The 14,130-nt window shown below is 65.8% G+C and carries 11 protein-coding genes; 6 read left to right on the forward strand and 5 right to left on the reverse strand.

What is annotated here, in order from left to right; genetic code table 11:
- Nucleotides 1–2: 2 nt before the first annotated feature.
- Nucleotides 3–1,025 (reverse strand): AraC family transcriptional regulator ligand-binding domain-containing protein, encoded by a 1,023-nt coding sequence (locus tag WCL10_RS13650; RefSeq protein WP_336896210.1) that lies wholly within the window; start codon nt 1,023–1,025, stop codon nt 3–5.
- 232 nt (nt 1,026–1,257) lie between these two features.
- Here WCL10_RS13650 and WCL10_RS13655 point away from each other — a divergent pair, with 232 nt between their 5' ends.
- The 3 genes from WCL10_RS13655 to gabT are packed head-to-tail and all read left to right on the forward strand — an operon-like array spanning nt 1,258 to nt 5,381.
- Nucleotides 1,258–2,658, forward strand: a complete 1,401-nt coding sequence (locus WCL10_RS13655; protein ID WP_336896211.1) for a hypothetical protein — start codon at nt 1,258–1,260, stop codon at nt 2,656–2,658.
- A 21-nt stretch (nt 2,659–2,679) separates the two neighbouring features.
- Nucleotides 2,680–4,089 (forward strand): NAD-dependent succinate-semialdehyde dehydrogenase, encoded by a 1,410-nt coding sequence (locus WCL10_RS13660; protein ID WP_336896212.1) that lies wholly within the window; start codon nt 2,680–2,682, stop codon nt 4,087–4,089.
- A complete protein-coding gene (gene gabT / locus WCL10_RS13665; RefSeq protein ID WP_336896213.1) occupies nt 4,086–5,381 on the forward strand; it encodes a 4-aminobutyrate--2-oxoglutarate transaminase in 1,296 nt (431 codons plus the stop codon). The genes WCL10_RS13660 and gabT overlap by 4 nt, the downstream gene beginning before the upstream one ends.
- Before the next feature lie 65 nt (nt 5,382–5,446).
- Here the strand turns inward: gabT and WCL10_RS13670 are convergent, their stop codons facing one another.
- Nucleotides 5,447–6,457 carry an AraC family transcriptional regulator gene (locus WCL10_RS13670; protein ID WP_336896214.1) on the reverse strand — a complete coding sequence of 337 codons (1,011 nt, stop codon included), beginning with the start codon at nt 6,455–6,457 and terminating at the stop codon, nt 5,447–5,449.
- Nucleotides 6,458–6,508: 51 nt separating this feature from the next.
- Nucleotides 6,509–7,396 (reverse strand): fumarylacetoacetate hydrolase family protein, encoded by an 888-nt coding sequence (locus WCL10_RS13675; RefSeq protein ID WP_336896215.1) that lies wholly within the window; start codon nt 7,394–7,396, stop codon nt 6,509–6,511.
- A gap of 128 nt (nt 7,397–7,524) precedes the next feature.
- Here WCL10_RS13675 and WCL10_RS13680 point away from each other — a divergent pair, with 128 nt between their 5' ends.
- Nucleotides 7,525–8,328 carry an acetoacetate decarboxylase family protein gene (locus WCL10_RS13680; protein WP_336896216.1) on the forward strand — a complete coding sequence of 268 codons (804 nt, stop codon included), beginning with the start codon at nt 7,525–7,527 and terminating at the stop codon, nt 8,326–8,328.
- 122 nt (nt 8,329–8,450) lie between these two features.
- Here WCL10_RS13680 and WCL10_RS13685 read toward each other — a convergent pair whose 3' ends face one another.
- Nucleotides 8,451–9,710 carry an amidohydrolase family protein gene (locus tag WCL10_RS13685; RefSeq protein WP_336896217.1) on the reverse strand — a complete coding sequence of 420 codons (1,260 nt, stop codon included), beginning with the start codon at nt 9,708–9,710 and terminating at the stop codon, nt 8,451–8,453.
- A 233-nt stretch (nt 9,711–9,943) separates the two neighbouring features.
- On the opposite strand from WCL10_RS13685, the gene WCL10_RS13690 reads away from it, so the two are divergent.
- Entirely contained in the window at nt 9,944–10,351 is a 408-nt protein-coding gene (locus WCL10_RS13690; protein ID WP_336896218.1) for an ASCH domain-containing protein, read from the forward strand.
- Between the two features lie 121 nt (nt 10,352–10,472).
- Nucleotides 10,473–12,659, forward strand: coding sequence for a PQQ-dependent dehydrogenase, methanol/ethanol family (locus WCL10_RS13695; protein ID WP_336896219.1), 2,187 nt, complete (start codon nt 10,473–10,475; stop codon nt 12,657–12,659).
- Between the two features lie 59 nt (nt 12,660–12,718).
- On the opposite strand, the gene WCL10_RS13700 is transcribed toward WCL10_RS13695, so the two are convergent.
- Nucleotides 12,719–14,125: a TolC family protein gene (locus WCL10_RS13700; RefSeq protein WP_336896220.1), complete on the reverse strand. Its 1,407-nt coding sequence runs from the start codon at nt 14,123–14,125 to the stop codon at nt 12,719–12,721.
- Between the last annotated feature and the right edge of the window lie 5 nt (nt 14,126–14,130).

The following is a 14,130-nucleotide window of genomic DNA, read 5'->3' on the forward strand; positions in this document are numbered from 1 at the left end:
GATCAGTGCGCGGTGCCTGCCAGCTTCGCGCGGTAGGCCTGCGGCGATACGCCGCTCCAGCGGTGGAAAGCACGGGTGAAGTTGCTGTGTTCGGCATAGCCCAGCCTTAGCGCGATCTGCGCGATCGACAAATCGGGCCGCACGCGAAATTCGAATACGGCCTGGCGCATCCGGCATTCATCCAGCACTTGCTGGAAGGAACTGCCCTGCTCGGTCAGCTTGCGGCGCATGGTGCGGCTCGACATGCCCATCTCGCGGGCAAAGCGCTCCTGCTCGATGGCGCAGGAATTGAGATCGCGCAGCACCATCTGGCTCAAGCGGTCGACCAGCGGCGTTTCGCGCCGCTTGGTCACGATCGAGCGGGTCAGCTGACGCACGTCCGCTGTGGCGGGCTCGGCCGGGGCGGGGAGCGCCAGATCGAGCATCGCGGCAGGAAAGCGGATCTGGTTGGTATCGGCGCCGAACGTGCAGGGCGCGCAGACCACCTTGCCGATATCGCCGCGCATCTCGTGCGCTTCGGCTTCGAACGCGAACTCGACCTTGTCCCAGCCGCCCCGCAGCCCGCCCATGAAGCCTCTGCGCAGGATCTGGCCGACAATCCCCAGCGTAAACATCGCATCGTGATGGCGCGGCCAGATATCGGGATCGAGAATGCGGTAGCTGACCGAGGCCATGTCATCCTCGAGGGCAAGGCGGATATGGGTGCAGTCCTGCAGCAGCGAGAAGTAATCGACCAGCCGCCGCAGCGCCGAACCGACGCGGCCCGCCGCATTGATCGCATCGCCCAGCGGCCCCAGCGCGGCGAGATCGTAATTGCCCCCCGCAAGCCAGGGAATCGCGACATCGCGTGTGCGCGCGACGACGTCCTCGGAAAAGCGCACGAATTCGGCGAGCGGCATCGAATCGGGCGAAGTCGCCGCGACCTCAGGCAAGGGGCGCTCGCCTGGAGCTGGCGCTGCCGTTCGGCCTTCGAGGTAGATGTCCCAGCCGTTCATGGCTGCGGCGCGCACTGTCGCTTGCGTCATGCTGTCTCCCCAGACACGCGAGGTCTTTTCGCTGTGCCCGTGCAGGCTAAGCGATTCGGGCCGCGATGATATTGATCGATTATATCAGAAATTGATCGCAATTCACGTTCACTTCGCCATGGACGTGGCGGGCGGAATGTCCGATCCTGCCAAGCGGGGGCGCCTGCAGCGTGCAAGGGCACGCCGTGACGTTCGGGGAGTCAGTGCGGTCATGGATAAGCAGCCATTTGGGATGAGTCGCTCAACATGGCAGGCGCTTTCGACGACCACACTCCTCATTGGCATGATTGGTGCGGGTCTATGGTACGCGGACGGTGTCATTTCGGTAGCCCTGCTAGGCGAAAGCTTCAGCTCTGTAGTCATCGGGAGCGTCCTTGGTCCAATCGTCAGCGGGCGGCTCTGGGACAAAGAAGCGAAGCGAACGTATTATCGCATTCCTCACAACGACGTTCGTTTTGAGGCACCAAAAGCGACAAGTCGCGATATCGATGTCAACGGCTGGCCGGCGATCCTCTGTGCGGTGATTCTGGGCACGATCGGCGTGCTCTCGTTCATCATCCAGCCGGGCATCGTCCAGGGCTATGTCACCAAGCTGCAGGTGAGCGAGGGGGTGGCGGTCAATCTGGCAGGCGTCGAAATGCTCGGCGTTGCGCTGGCGACCGTGTTCATGGCGGTCTGGGGCACGCGCATCAACTGGCGCTGGGTCGTCGCTTGCGGGCTGGTGATTGCAGCGCTGGGAGATATCGCATCGATCGGCGCACCGCTGGGCGGCCGGTTCGAACTGGCGCGCTTTGTCGCCGGGCTGGGCGAAGGCGCGATCACCTCGATCAGCTTCACCTTTGTCGGCGTCACCATCCGCGCCGAGCGCAATCTCGCGCTCTACCTCACCCTGCTGTTGACGTATGGCGCGTTCGGGCTGTGGTATCTGCCCGCATTTCTCGACACCCATGGCCTTGATGCGATGTTCGGCGCCTTTGCGGTGCTCTCGCTCGCCTCGCTTGGCACGCTGCCGTTCCTGCCGCATGCCTATTCGGCGGACGAAATGGTCAACCCCGAAGCGCGCCAGTTGCCGACTGCGCTGCTCGTCATCGCGCTTGCCGGGGTGCTGGCCTACAACATCGCGCAAGGGATCGCCTGGGCGGTGCTGTTCCTTGTCGGCATCGGAGCGGGGCTCGGCGAACAGCAAGTGGCCGATGCGCTGTTTCTCTCGCAGATCCTTGCCGTGGGCGGCGCGCTGGCCTCGGTCTTCCTCGCCGGCCGCATCAGCCGCAACGGCGCGATCGCGTTCGGCATCCTGGCGGGCGCGGCAAGCATCGCGCTGCTGATCGGCAAGCCCAGCCTCACGCTGTTCGTCGTCGGCGTCTGCGGCTTCAATGTGCTGTGGAACTTCGTGCTGCCCTTCATTCTTGGCCGCGTCTGCGATTTCGACGAAAGCGGGCGGATGATGTCGTTCGCGATCATGATGCAAATGATCGGGCTAGGTGGCGGCCCGCTGATCGCGGGGCAACTGCTCGATGGTTCGGGCTACCGCTCGGCCGAGCTGCTCTGCGTGGCGCTGTTCATCGTCAGCTATGCTCTGCTGCTCATTCCCATTCGCAAGCATCAGGCGCTATCGGCGGTGCCTGCGATCTGAAGTCCTTCGAAAGGAGCGTCCGTGTTTGAAACCGTGCCAGCCGGCACCGGCCTTGCTGTCCTGAACCCCGCCACCGGTGCGCTGGTCGCCACTGTGCGGGATTATGCGCCCGATGAGATCGCCGCCCTGATCGACGCCGCCGATGCCGCGCGCCCGGCCTGGGCAGCCGAAACGGCCAAAGCCCGTGCGGTCGTGCTGCGGCGCTGGTATGGCCTGATCATGGAGCGGCAGGAGGAGCTTGCCGCGCTGATCACGGCCGAATGCGGGAAGCCGCTGACTGAAGCGCGCGGCGAGGTCGCCTATGGCGCCGCGTTTATCGAATGGTTCGCCGAAGAGGCCAAGCGCGCCTATGGCGAGACGGTGCCGACTTTTGCGCAGGGCAAGCGCGTGCTCACGATCAAGCAGCCGGTCGGCACTTGCGCCGCGATCACGCCGTGGAACTTCCCGATCGCCATGATCACCCGCAAAGTTGGCCCGGCACTGGCGGCGGGTTGTTCGATCGTCGTCAAGCCTGCCGAGGCTACGCCGCTTTCGGCGCTTGCGCTGGAAACGCTGGCGCGTGAGGCCGGGGTGCCGGCAGATATCTTCCGGGTCACGCCTTCGAGCAATCCTGCGGCCGTCGGCAGCCTGTTCTGCAGCCACCCCAAGGTGCGCAAGCTGAGCTTCACCGGCTCGACCCGCGTGGGCAAGATCCTGATGGCGCAGGCGGCGCAGAACGTCACCCGGCTCAGCCTCGAACTCGGCGGCAATGCGCCCTTCATCGTGTTCGACGATGCCGATCTCGATGCCGCGGCCGATGGCCTGATGGCTTCCAAGTTTCGCAATGCCGGGCAGACCTGCGTCTGCGCCAACCGCGTGCTGGTGCAGGACGGGGTTTACGATGCGTTCCTGGCAAAGGTGCGCGACAAAGTGGCGGCGCTGGTGGTGGGCGATGGGGCCGCTCCGGGCACCACGATCGGCCCGCTGATCAATGCCGCGGCGGTGGACAAGGTCGAGGCGCTGGTCGCCGATGCGCTCGCGGGCGGCGCGGCGGCGCTGATGGGCGGCAATCGGTCGGATGCCGGGCAGGGCTTCTATGAACCGACTGTCCTCACGGGCGTGCGTGCCGACATGGCTATCGCCACGTCCGAAATCTTCGGTCCAGTGGTGCCGGTCATCCGCTTTGCCGAGGAAGACGAAGCGGTGCGCCTTGCCAACGACACGCCCTATGGCCTTGCCGCTTATTTCTACGCGCGCGATCTGGGCCGCGTGTGGCGCGTGATGGAAGCGCTTGAATATGGCATGGTCGGGGTGAACGACGGCATCCTGTCGACCGAAGTCGCGCCATTTGGCGGGATCAAGCAATCCGGTCTTGGCCGCGAAGGGTCGCGCCACGGCCTCGATGAATATCTCGAACTCAAATACTGCCTCATGGGGGGAATTGGCCGATGACCAGCAATCAGGAACTCATGGCTCGCCGCGATGCCGCCGTGCCGCGCGGGGTCAGCTCGATCCACTCGCGCTTCTTCGCGCGCGGCGCCAATGCAGAGGCCTTCGACGAGGAAGGCAATCGCTACATCGATTTCGCGACCGGCATCGCAGTGTGCAACACCGGCCATTCGGACCCGCGCATTGTCGACGCGGTGAAGCGGCAGCTTGACCAGTTCTCGCACTGCTCGTTCCAGGTGACGCCGTACGAGAGCTACATTTCGCTCGCCGAACAGCTCAATGCGGCAGCGCCTATCGAGGGCCCGGTCAAGACGATCTTCCTCACGACCGGTGCCGAGGCGCTGGAAAACGCGGTGAAGATCGCGCGCATGGCCACGGGGCGGCGCGGGATCGTGACGTTCCAGGGCGGCTACCATGGCCGCACGCTGCTCACCCTCGCCATGACCGGCAAGGTGCTCCCCTACAAGGCCGGCTTCGGCCCGCTGCCGGGTGATGTGCACCACACGCGGTTTCCCATCCCCTATCATGGCTTCGACGAAACGCAGGCGGTGGCGGGGCTGGAGGCACTGTTTGCCTCGACCATCGAGCCCAGCGCCGTCGCGGCCATCGTGCTCGAGCCGGTGCTTGGTGAAGGCGGCTTCTACACCGCAAGCTATGCCTTCTTCCGCGCGCTTCGCGACATCTGCGACCGCCATGGCATTCTCCTGATCGTCGACGAGGTTCAGTCCGGCTTCGCGCGCACCGGGCGCCTCTTCGCGATGGACTGGGTGCGCGAGGCGACTGGCGTGACGCCCGACATCATGACCATCGCCAAGGCCATGGCGGGCGGCTTCCCGATCTCGGGCGTGATGGGCCGCGCCGATCTGATGGACGCGCCGGGGCCGGGCGGGCTCGGCGGCACTTATGGCGGCTCGCCGCTGGGCTGCGTGGCGGGTCTCGAGGTGCTCAAGATCATCGCCGAGGACAATCTTTGCGAGCGCGCGGTCACCATCGGCAACACTATCAAGGGCACCCTGCGCGCGCTGCAGCAGGGCGGGATGCGCGTGATCGGTGACGTGCGCGGGCCCGGCGCGATGGTCGCGATGGAACTGGTCCACGAAGGCGATCCCGACCGGCCGAACCCCGAACTCACCAAGGCAGTGGTGCAGGAAGGCGCCGAAGAAGGGCTGCTGCTGCTCTCCTGCGGGATGCGCGGCAATGTCGTGCGCTTCCTGCCCGCGCTGACCATGCCCGATGACTTGCTGGACGAAGCGATGGAGCGGCTGACCAAGGTGATGCGGCGCGTGGCCGGTTAACCAAATAGGAAATAGGGACTGTCCCCTTTTCTGTCCCCTTCGCGGGAATGACGAAGGCGTTGGGGTTAGCGTTCCTTCTCCCGCGTTCGGTAGCGCCCGGGCGTCACGCCGAAGTGCCGGGCGAAGGCGCGGGTAAAGCTCGCGCTTTCGGCAAAGCCCAGATCGAGCGCGATGGCGCTGACGTTGCGGCGGCTGGTGCGCAGCAATCGTGCGGCGGCGTCCATGCGATGCTCATCCAGCAGCTTGCGCCAGCCGGTGCCTTCGGCGGCGAGGCGGCGATTGAGCGTGGGCACCGAGACGTCCAGACGCTGCGCCGCTTCGGCCAGAGTGGGCGGCGCGTCGAGCGGTGCGGCCTCGATCAGCGCCTTGAGCCGCGCGGCAAATGAATGTCCGGCATCGCGCCCTGCGAGACGGCGCAGGTGCTCATCGAGGATCGGATGGAGGCTGGGGCTGAGCACCCGGCCGCGCAGCGCGAGGAAGCGCCCGTCGATGGTCAGCGCGTTGCAGTCCTGCTCGAAGAACACGTCGCAGCCGAAATAATCGCGGTAGCGGGCATAGTCGCCCACGCGCTCGTGTTCGAAGCGCACTTCGCTGAACTCGATTTCGCCGCCGGTGAATTGCCGGGCGAGGCTGACCATGGCGCCGATCGAGTACTCCGCGTCCTGACGGCGCCGCGTGAGCGACTGATCGGCCAGACCATAGGCAAAGGTGGCCCGTTTGCCTTCATCGGTGAACTGGTGGCGGCTGGCCTGCTGGAAGGTCGAAAGATAGCGCGCGAAGCTGGCGAAGGCGGTTCTGAGATCAGGCGCGCTGAGGAACAGGAAGCTCAAGGGGCCGATGCTGTCTGAACCGGCAAGGCGGCCGGCGTGAAGGCCGAAATGCGGATTGCGCACCAGCGCCGCCGCCGCCTCGAAGAACGAGACGAAATGGGCCAGCGGGATCAGGCCGTCGGGATCCTCCAGCATCTCGCGCGTGACCGAGATGCTCTCCAGCAGGCCGGCAGCCGAATGGCCCGTCAGCTCGACGCAATTGGCTACATGCCGCAGGAACTGGGCCGAGATGGTGGGCTCTGCCATTGGCCCAGCCTAGCAGGCGCGGGAACGCGGACAAGCCGCCCGGTCGGCCAATCACTTGGTCTCGAGCGCGGACTCGTAAAACGCCGCGCCCTGGCCGCCTGCGGCGCGGATGCCGCGAAATTCCCAGTCGCCGCCCATGGCCGTTGAGATCACTTCCTCGGACTCGGTCGGCTGCGCGCCGCAATCGTCGCGGATCGGGGTGGGGCCGTGGACGATGGTGTTGGTGAGCTTGCCGAGGCCCTCGACCTCGACCTCGACGACATCGCCGGGCTGCACCGGGCGGCTGTTTGCAGGCGTGCCCGAAAGCAGCACGTCACCGGGCTCAAGCGTGATCGTGCGGGCAATATCGGCGACGAGGTAGTGCATGTCCCACTCCATCTCGGTGGTATTGCCGTCCTGCCGGACCTCGCCGTTTACGATGGTGCGGATCTGCTTGTTGCGGAAATCCCACCCCGTCACGAGGCCGGGACCAATCGGGCACAGCGTGTCCGAACCCTTCACCCGCAGCATCGAGCCCGCATCGGTATCGCGGAAATCGTGGAGGCCGTAATCGTTGGCGACCGAGTAGCCTAGGATGTAGTCCGCCGCTTCCTCGGGCGAGACATTGCGGCAGCTGCGGCCGATGACGATGGCGATCTCGCCCTCGTAGTTGAGGTACTTGCAACGCTCGGGCCGCACGATCGCACCCTTGTGGGTGTTGAGCGCAGTCACCGGCTTCTGGAAGTAGGTGGGCGCGGGCGGCAGCTTGGTGATGAACTCCTTGACCCGGCTCTCGTAGTTCAGATGCACGCAGATGATCTTGCTCGGGTTGCAGGGCGCAAGGTGCACCGCTTCGTCGACGCCGATGCTGCGGCCGTCTTTCGTGACGAGCTCGTCACCGTGGCGCGTGGTCAGGATGGGGTAGCCGTCAAGCAGGATGCGGCGGTATTCGGTGGTCATCGTCTGGCCCTCGTTTCCAATCACGGTATGCCTTAGCGGCGCTGAGCGCCACAGGCATTGGCCGCTGCGGCCAAGCTTGTGGAGGAAGCGGCGCTAGAAGCAGGGACAAGCATTCACACGAGGTACCCATGAGCGACCTGAAGGGCCTGTTCTATCCGCGCACACCGAGCGGCAAGGCGAGCATCGTGCCGCCGGTGCCGTGGCACTATTCGGGCGAGCTCATCACGCTGGAGTACCGCACGGACCCCGCGAAGATCGCGGCGCTGCTGCCCGTGGGCTTCACGCTGGCCGAGGAAGACCCCGGCGCGGTCGCGGCGATCTGGGCGGACTGGCAATCGACTTCGGACGATCCGGCGCAGATTCTCGATCCGGTGCGGGTGCAGTACAAGGAAATGTTCATCGTGGTGCGGTGCCAGTTCCAGGGCAAGACCTGGTCGCGCTGCGTCTACATCTGGGTGGACAAGGAATTCGCGATGCTGCGCGGGCAGCACCAAGGGTACCCCAAGAAGCTCGGCTCGATCCAGATGAGCCGCCCGGTCTACGTCGGCAAGGCCGGCCCCCGCCTGCAGCCCGGTGGCACCTTTGGCGTGACGCTGGCGGCCTTTGACCGGCGGCTGGCGGAAGGGCGCTTCACGATCACCGAGACGGCCGAAAAGCCCGGTTTCGTCAATGGCCTGCCGATGGTGCACAACCGCTGGATGCCGGCAATCGAAACCGACGGCACCCAGAGCCTCGACGAGGTCGTCACCATGTCGAGCTACGACGTCGACTTCGGGCGCTGTTTCAAGGGCGATTTCGACCTGACGTACTTCGATTCCCCGGTCGAGGAACTCCTCGATATCGCGCCGCAGGAGAAGATCGCCGGGTACTGGCACGAAGTCGGCGTTTCGTGGCGCGCGGGGACGACCTTGGCGCGCAACAACCTCGCCTGATTAGACCGCTCTTCGTCACCCCCGCGCAGCCGGGGGGCCAGAGCGGCATGCGCGGTGGTTGCGGCTCTGGATTGCCGCCTGCGCGGGAAGGACGAGGTTGGGTTGGCAGGGCAGGCGGAAAGCTAGCGGACCGCCTTGCCTCCCTTCATCACCAGCCTGATGCGGGTGAGGGCCGTGAGGTCGCGCGTCGGGTCGCCATCGACAGCGATGAGATCGGCAAGGAGGCCCGGCTTGACCGCACCGCGATCCGGCAGGTGGAAAGCCTGCGCGTTGCCTGAAGTCGCGGCAATGAGAACGGCAGCCGATGTCATTCCTGCGGCGGCCATGGCATTGATCTCGCGCACGTTCTCGCCGTGAGCGAACACGCCGACGTCGCCGCCCATGCAGATCGGCACGCCCGCCGCAAGCGCGGCGCGCAAAGCGGTGCGGCTTTCCGCGACGCGCGCAGGCGGATGCTCGGGGTCGTTCCAGCCGCTGTAGCGCGAGATGGCTTCCCCGGCGGCGAGCGTGGGGCAGAAGGCGATGCGCTTGGCGGCCATGGCCTTGAACACGGCCGGCGTGCCTTCATCGCCGTGCTCGATCGTATCGACCCCGGCCGCGATGGCGCGGCGCATGCCCTCGGCGGTGATCGCGTGGACCGCGACGGTGCGCCCGGCATCGTGCGCGGCGGCGGTGGCGGCGTCCATTTCGGCCTGGCTGAAGGTCGGCAGGCTCGGTTCGCCCGGGCGGTAGTGGTAGTCGGCATAGAGTTTCACGACATCGGCCCCCGCGGCGATCTGGTTTCGCACCGCACGGACAATGCCCTCGACGCCGCTCGCTTCCTCGGCGCCTTGCGGCACGGCCACTCCGGGTTCGAAGCCCTTGGGCCCATAGGCGCCCTGCGCGACGATGGCGCGGGTGGCGACGAGGAGGCGGGGGCCTTGCGTCAGGCCGCTGTCGATCGCCTTCTTGAGGCCGACATCGGCGTACCCTGCGCCTTCGGTGCCAAGATCGCGCTCGGTGGTGAAACCGGCCTTGAGCGTGATCTCGGCAGCCTTCGCCGCGCGGATGGTGCGCAGCGCGAGGGGTTCGTGAAGGACTTGACCGTCCCACGGCGTTTCGTTGTAGGGGTGGAGAAACAAGTGGCCGTGGCCCTCGATCATGCCGGGCATGAGCGTCTGGCCGGGAAGGTCGATGGTGGTCGTGCCGGGCGGGACGACAAGGTTCGGGCCGACGGCGGCGATGCGTTCATCCTCCACCAGCACCTGCCAGCCGGGATGCGGTGCGGGATCGGTGCCGTCGAACACTTGCTCCGGGCGCAGGAGGGTGCGCTGCGGCTCGGCGCTTGCCGCCGCAGGAAGGGCGAGGACAGCCGCGAGGGCGGTGGCGATCAGGGCTTTCATGGGCGGCGCACTCGCTTTGAATCTAGGTCAGGTTGACACAGTTGACACAGTCCTGAGCGAAAACTCGCGGGGGCCGCCTCGGCCGGCGCGCTGGCGGGGCGATAGGCCTTGCGGGGGGCAGATTTGCGAGGTTCAGGGACCATGCACGGAGTGTAACCGAGGCGAGGCATGTAGGACAGAGGCAAGCGGCATGTCCTGCTTGAACGCGGACCATGATCACTTATGCTTTTGGCATGACCAAGGTTTCCGATTGGCACGACCTTTCCCGCGTTGCGTTTGGTGACGGACCGGAGCTGGCGGACGAATTGCTTGCGCTGGTTTTGGCAGGCCACAAGCGAGCGACCTGCTGGAGCGCGGCCGACGGCCTGCTTGGCGCAAGCGTCGGCGGCCGCTGGGTTGTTGAAGATAGCAAAGGACACCCGCGCGCCGTGGTGGAGACGGTCGAACTGAGGGAACGGCGCTTTGACGATGTTGACGCCGACTTTGCCGCTGCGGAAGGCGAAGGCGATCGCAGTCTTGCTTACTGGCGCGATGCGCATCGCCGCTATTTCACCAGGAACGGCGGTTTTGCACCTGATATGATGCTGTGGTGCGAGCGCTTCGTATTGATCGAGGTTCTGGAAGTGTCAGCTCCGGTCTGAAACCGTAGGCGGGTCGCTGTCGTATGGTTGCCGCTCTCCGACATTGCCCCAAAGGGGAGGAGCTTTGCTCGCCTTTCAAAACCATCTTGCGAAGGCGGAGGTTTCGGCTGACACTCGGCCTATGGTATCGATCAATCTGCGCAGGCCCCTTATCGGCCTGCTCTGTGCACTTGGCCTCACCGCTTCGTCGCTTCAGGCCGGCCTTCCCGATTTTCCGGCGGCGACGCATCCGGTTGCGGGTGACGAATGGCCTTATGTCGGCGGGGATCCGGCAGGGACGTGGTTTTCTTCGCTCGCGGATATCAACGACAGCAATGCCGGGCAGCTCGGCTTTGCCTGGGCTTATGACATGGGCACCGAGCGTGGACAGGAAGCCACGCCGCTGGTGATTGACGGGGTCATGTACACCTCCGGCGTGTGGGGCATTGTCTATGCGCTCAATGCCGTGACGGGTGAACTGCTGTGGACGTTCCATCCCGGCATCGATCCGGCCTCGGCGAGGAATGCCTGCTGCGATACGGTCAACCGCGGGGTCGCGGTGCGCGACGGGGTGGTGTTTGTCGCCAGCGAGGACGGGCGGCTCCATGCGCTCGATGCCAAGACCGGCGCGGAGAAATGGACCGCCGACACGATCATCGGCCGGGGCAACAGCAACTACACCTACGCCTCGACCGGGGCGGTGCTGCTGACCAGCGATTCCGTGGTGATCGGCAATTCGGGCGCCGATCTGGGCGATGGTTCGACGCGCGGGTATATCTCGGCGTGGGACATCAAGACCGGTGCGTTCAAGTGGCGCTTCTTCACGGTGCCGCCCGCGCCGGGGCAGCCGTTCGAGCATCCTGAGCTGGAAATGGCGGCCAAGTCATGGGGTCCGAACCATGATGGCCGCTATCAGAACGGCGGCACGGTGTGGGATGGGCTGTCCTATGATGCCGAGACGGACCAGATCGTGTTCGGCACGGCCAATGCCTCGCCCTATTCGCGGGTGAAGAGCGCGGACGAGCGGCGCGACGACTTGTTCAACGCCTCGATCATCGCGGTGAACGCGAAGTCGGGGCGGATGAACTGGTTCTATCAGGAAACGCCGGGCGATGCCTGGGACTATGACGCGACGCAGAAGTTCACCTTCGCCAATCTGCCGGTGGGCGGCGAGACGCGCCGGGTGGTGATGCAGGCCTCGAAGAACGGGTTCTATTACACGCTCGACCTGAAGACCGGCAAATTGCTGGCGGCCGATCCCTTCACTTATGTCAACTGGGCCAAGGGCGTGGACCTTGCGACGGGGCGCCCGCAGTTCACCGAAGTGGCCGACTATTCGGCAAAGCCCAAGAACGTCTACCCCTCCTGGGCCGGGGCGCATACGTGGAACCCGATGTCGTTCAGCCCGCAAACGGGCCTTGTCTATATCCCGACGCTCGACGTGCCGAACGTGATGGTCAACCTGCCGGCCAACAAGGGCAAGCTCGACCATCTGGAGGGCTTCTTCAACGCCAACGGCATCATTCCCGATGACACCTATGACGAGCCGACGCTGACGCGGCTGTTTGGTCCGTTGCCCACCAAGGCCGAACTGCAGAAGGAACGCGGCAAGACCAGTCTGGTGCGCGAAGTGCTCAAGGCATGGGACCCGGTGGCGCGCAAGGTCTTGTGGGAGCAAGTCACGTCCGAGGGCAATCGCGGCTATGATGGCGGCGTGCTTTCCACCGCAGGCAATATCGTGGTGCAGGGGCGCGGCGATGGCACGCTGCGGGTCTACAACGCGAAAACCGGAGCGCAGTTTGCCTCGATCCAGACCGGATCGCATATCATGGCAGCGCCCATGACCTACAAGATCGGCGGGGTGCAGTATATCGCGGTACAAGTGGGCTACGGCGGGGTCGGCATCAGCTATCCGCTGACGCCGGTGGACATTGCCTATCGCAACCGGAACACCAACCGCATTCTGGTGTTCAAGCTGGGCGGCGGGCCGGTGCCGCAGCCCGAGCTTCGGCCCGATCCGCTGACCTATCCGGCACCGCCGCCGCTTCGGGCCACCAAGGCCCTGATTGCCCACGGTGAGGCCAAGTTCACCGAATTCTGTTCGCGATGCCACATGCTTGGCCCGGGCGTCACGCCCGATCTGTCACGCATGCCGCGCGACATTCACCGCATTTTTGGCGACATAGTGCTGAAAGGCGCGCTGGCAGGGTCGGGCATGGCGCCGCTGAACGATATGGTCAGCGCGTATGACGTCAAGGCGATCCACGCCTATCTGATCAATGTCCAGCGCGCAGGGTACGAGGCGCAGCAGAAGAAGCCGGCAAACTAGGCTTTGTTGCGCAGGCCCACCCCAAACCCCTCCCGCATGCGGGAGGGGCTTCTTTTTAATTAAGGTAGCGGGCCTTCGGGAAGGCCCAGCGCGGCGCGGTCTGCGCTGGCGCCGGCCAGGTCCACACCGGCAAGGGCCGCGCGGGCCTGCGCGTCGAGCAGGCGGACGCGCGCATCGGTGGCGGCTTCCTCGCGCATGTTGAGGAGGAAGAAGTCGCTCGCGCCAAGTTCGAAGCGGCGGCGTTCGGCGGCGGCGAGGTCGTCGGCGAGCTTGGCTTCCTCGGCGGCGAGCCGCGCGGTCTTGGCGGCGCCGTCGACTGCGATGGTGATGCCCTTGACCTCGACCGCGATCTGTTCGCGGATCAGCTGCTGGCGGGTGCGCACGCCGTCGATCTCGGCCTGGGCCTCGGCGATCTTGCCCTTGGCGGCGCGGCGCTGGAGCGGGACCGTGAGCCGCAGGCCGACAATGGCTTCCTCGCCGCTGCGCGATTTGCCGCCGCGCCCGTTCGGGCCGACGTCGTAGGCAAGCTCGCCGCGAAGATCGAGGCGCGGCTTCAGTTCGTTCTCGGCAAGCGCGAGCTTGAGCTCGGACTGGGCAAGGCGGGCGCCGAGCGACTGCAGGTCGGGACGGTCGGCGGCGCCTGCAAGCTTCTTCGGCTGAAACGGAGGGATCGCGGCCGGCAGCCGCTCGGGCCCGGGCACGATGCGCTCGCCATTGTCATCGCGGTAGAAGAACGAGAGCGCGTTGGCGGCGGCGCCGAGTTCCTGTTCGGAGCGTACGACCAGCGCGCGGCGGCGGACGATATTGGTGTCGGCTTCGGTGAGCAGGATAGTGGGCCGGGCACCGAGCTGGACCTGCCGGGCAATGCCGGCACGGCGCTGCTCGGCAAGATCCAGCAGGGCCTGATAGGTCTTGAGCCGGAGGCCGGCGGCGACCCAGTTCTGATAAGCGGCGGCTGCCCGCGCCTGCACGCCGATGGCGATCATCTCGCGCTCCAGCCGGATAGCGTCGATATCGCGCGCGGCCATGGCAATGCGGCCCCGCCGCTCGTCGATCGCGCGGTCGCGCAGGAGCGAGAAGAGGCCGCCGATCTTCAGTTCGCCGAGGCGGTCGGTATAGGCCTTGTCCTCGTAGATCGGGAAAGAGCCCGTCGAAACGCGGTAACCGCCGTAGATCTGGCCGCCGTTTTCAGTCAGCGGGCGGGTGGCTTTTCCTTCGAGATAAGTGCCGCTGTAGTATCCGAGCACTCGGCTTTGGGCATCGACGTCGAACACGGTGTCGAACGCCCCTTCGGCCGAAAGCGCGCGGCCTTCAGCCTGGCGGACGCGCGCCATGGCCTCGACGATCTGGGGGGCCTGCGCAGCCGAGCTGCCGAGGATTTCCGCAAGCGTAAGCGGGGCCGCGGTCTGCGCCGCCAGCGGACCCGCCCACAGCAGCGCCAGCGCCAGCAGGAGATGGCGGATCATGGGCG

The sequence above is a fragment of the Novosphingobium sp. genome (assembly GCF_037133355.1).
GTDB lineage: Bacteria > Pseudomonadota > Alphaproteobacteria > Sphingomonadales > Sphingomonadaceae > Novosphingobium.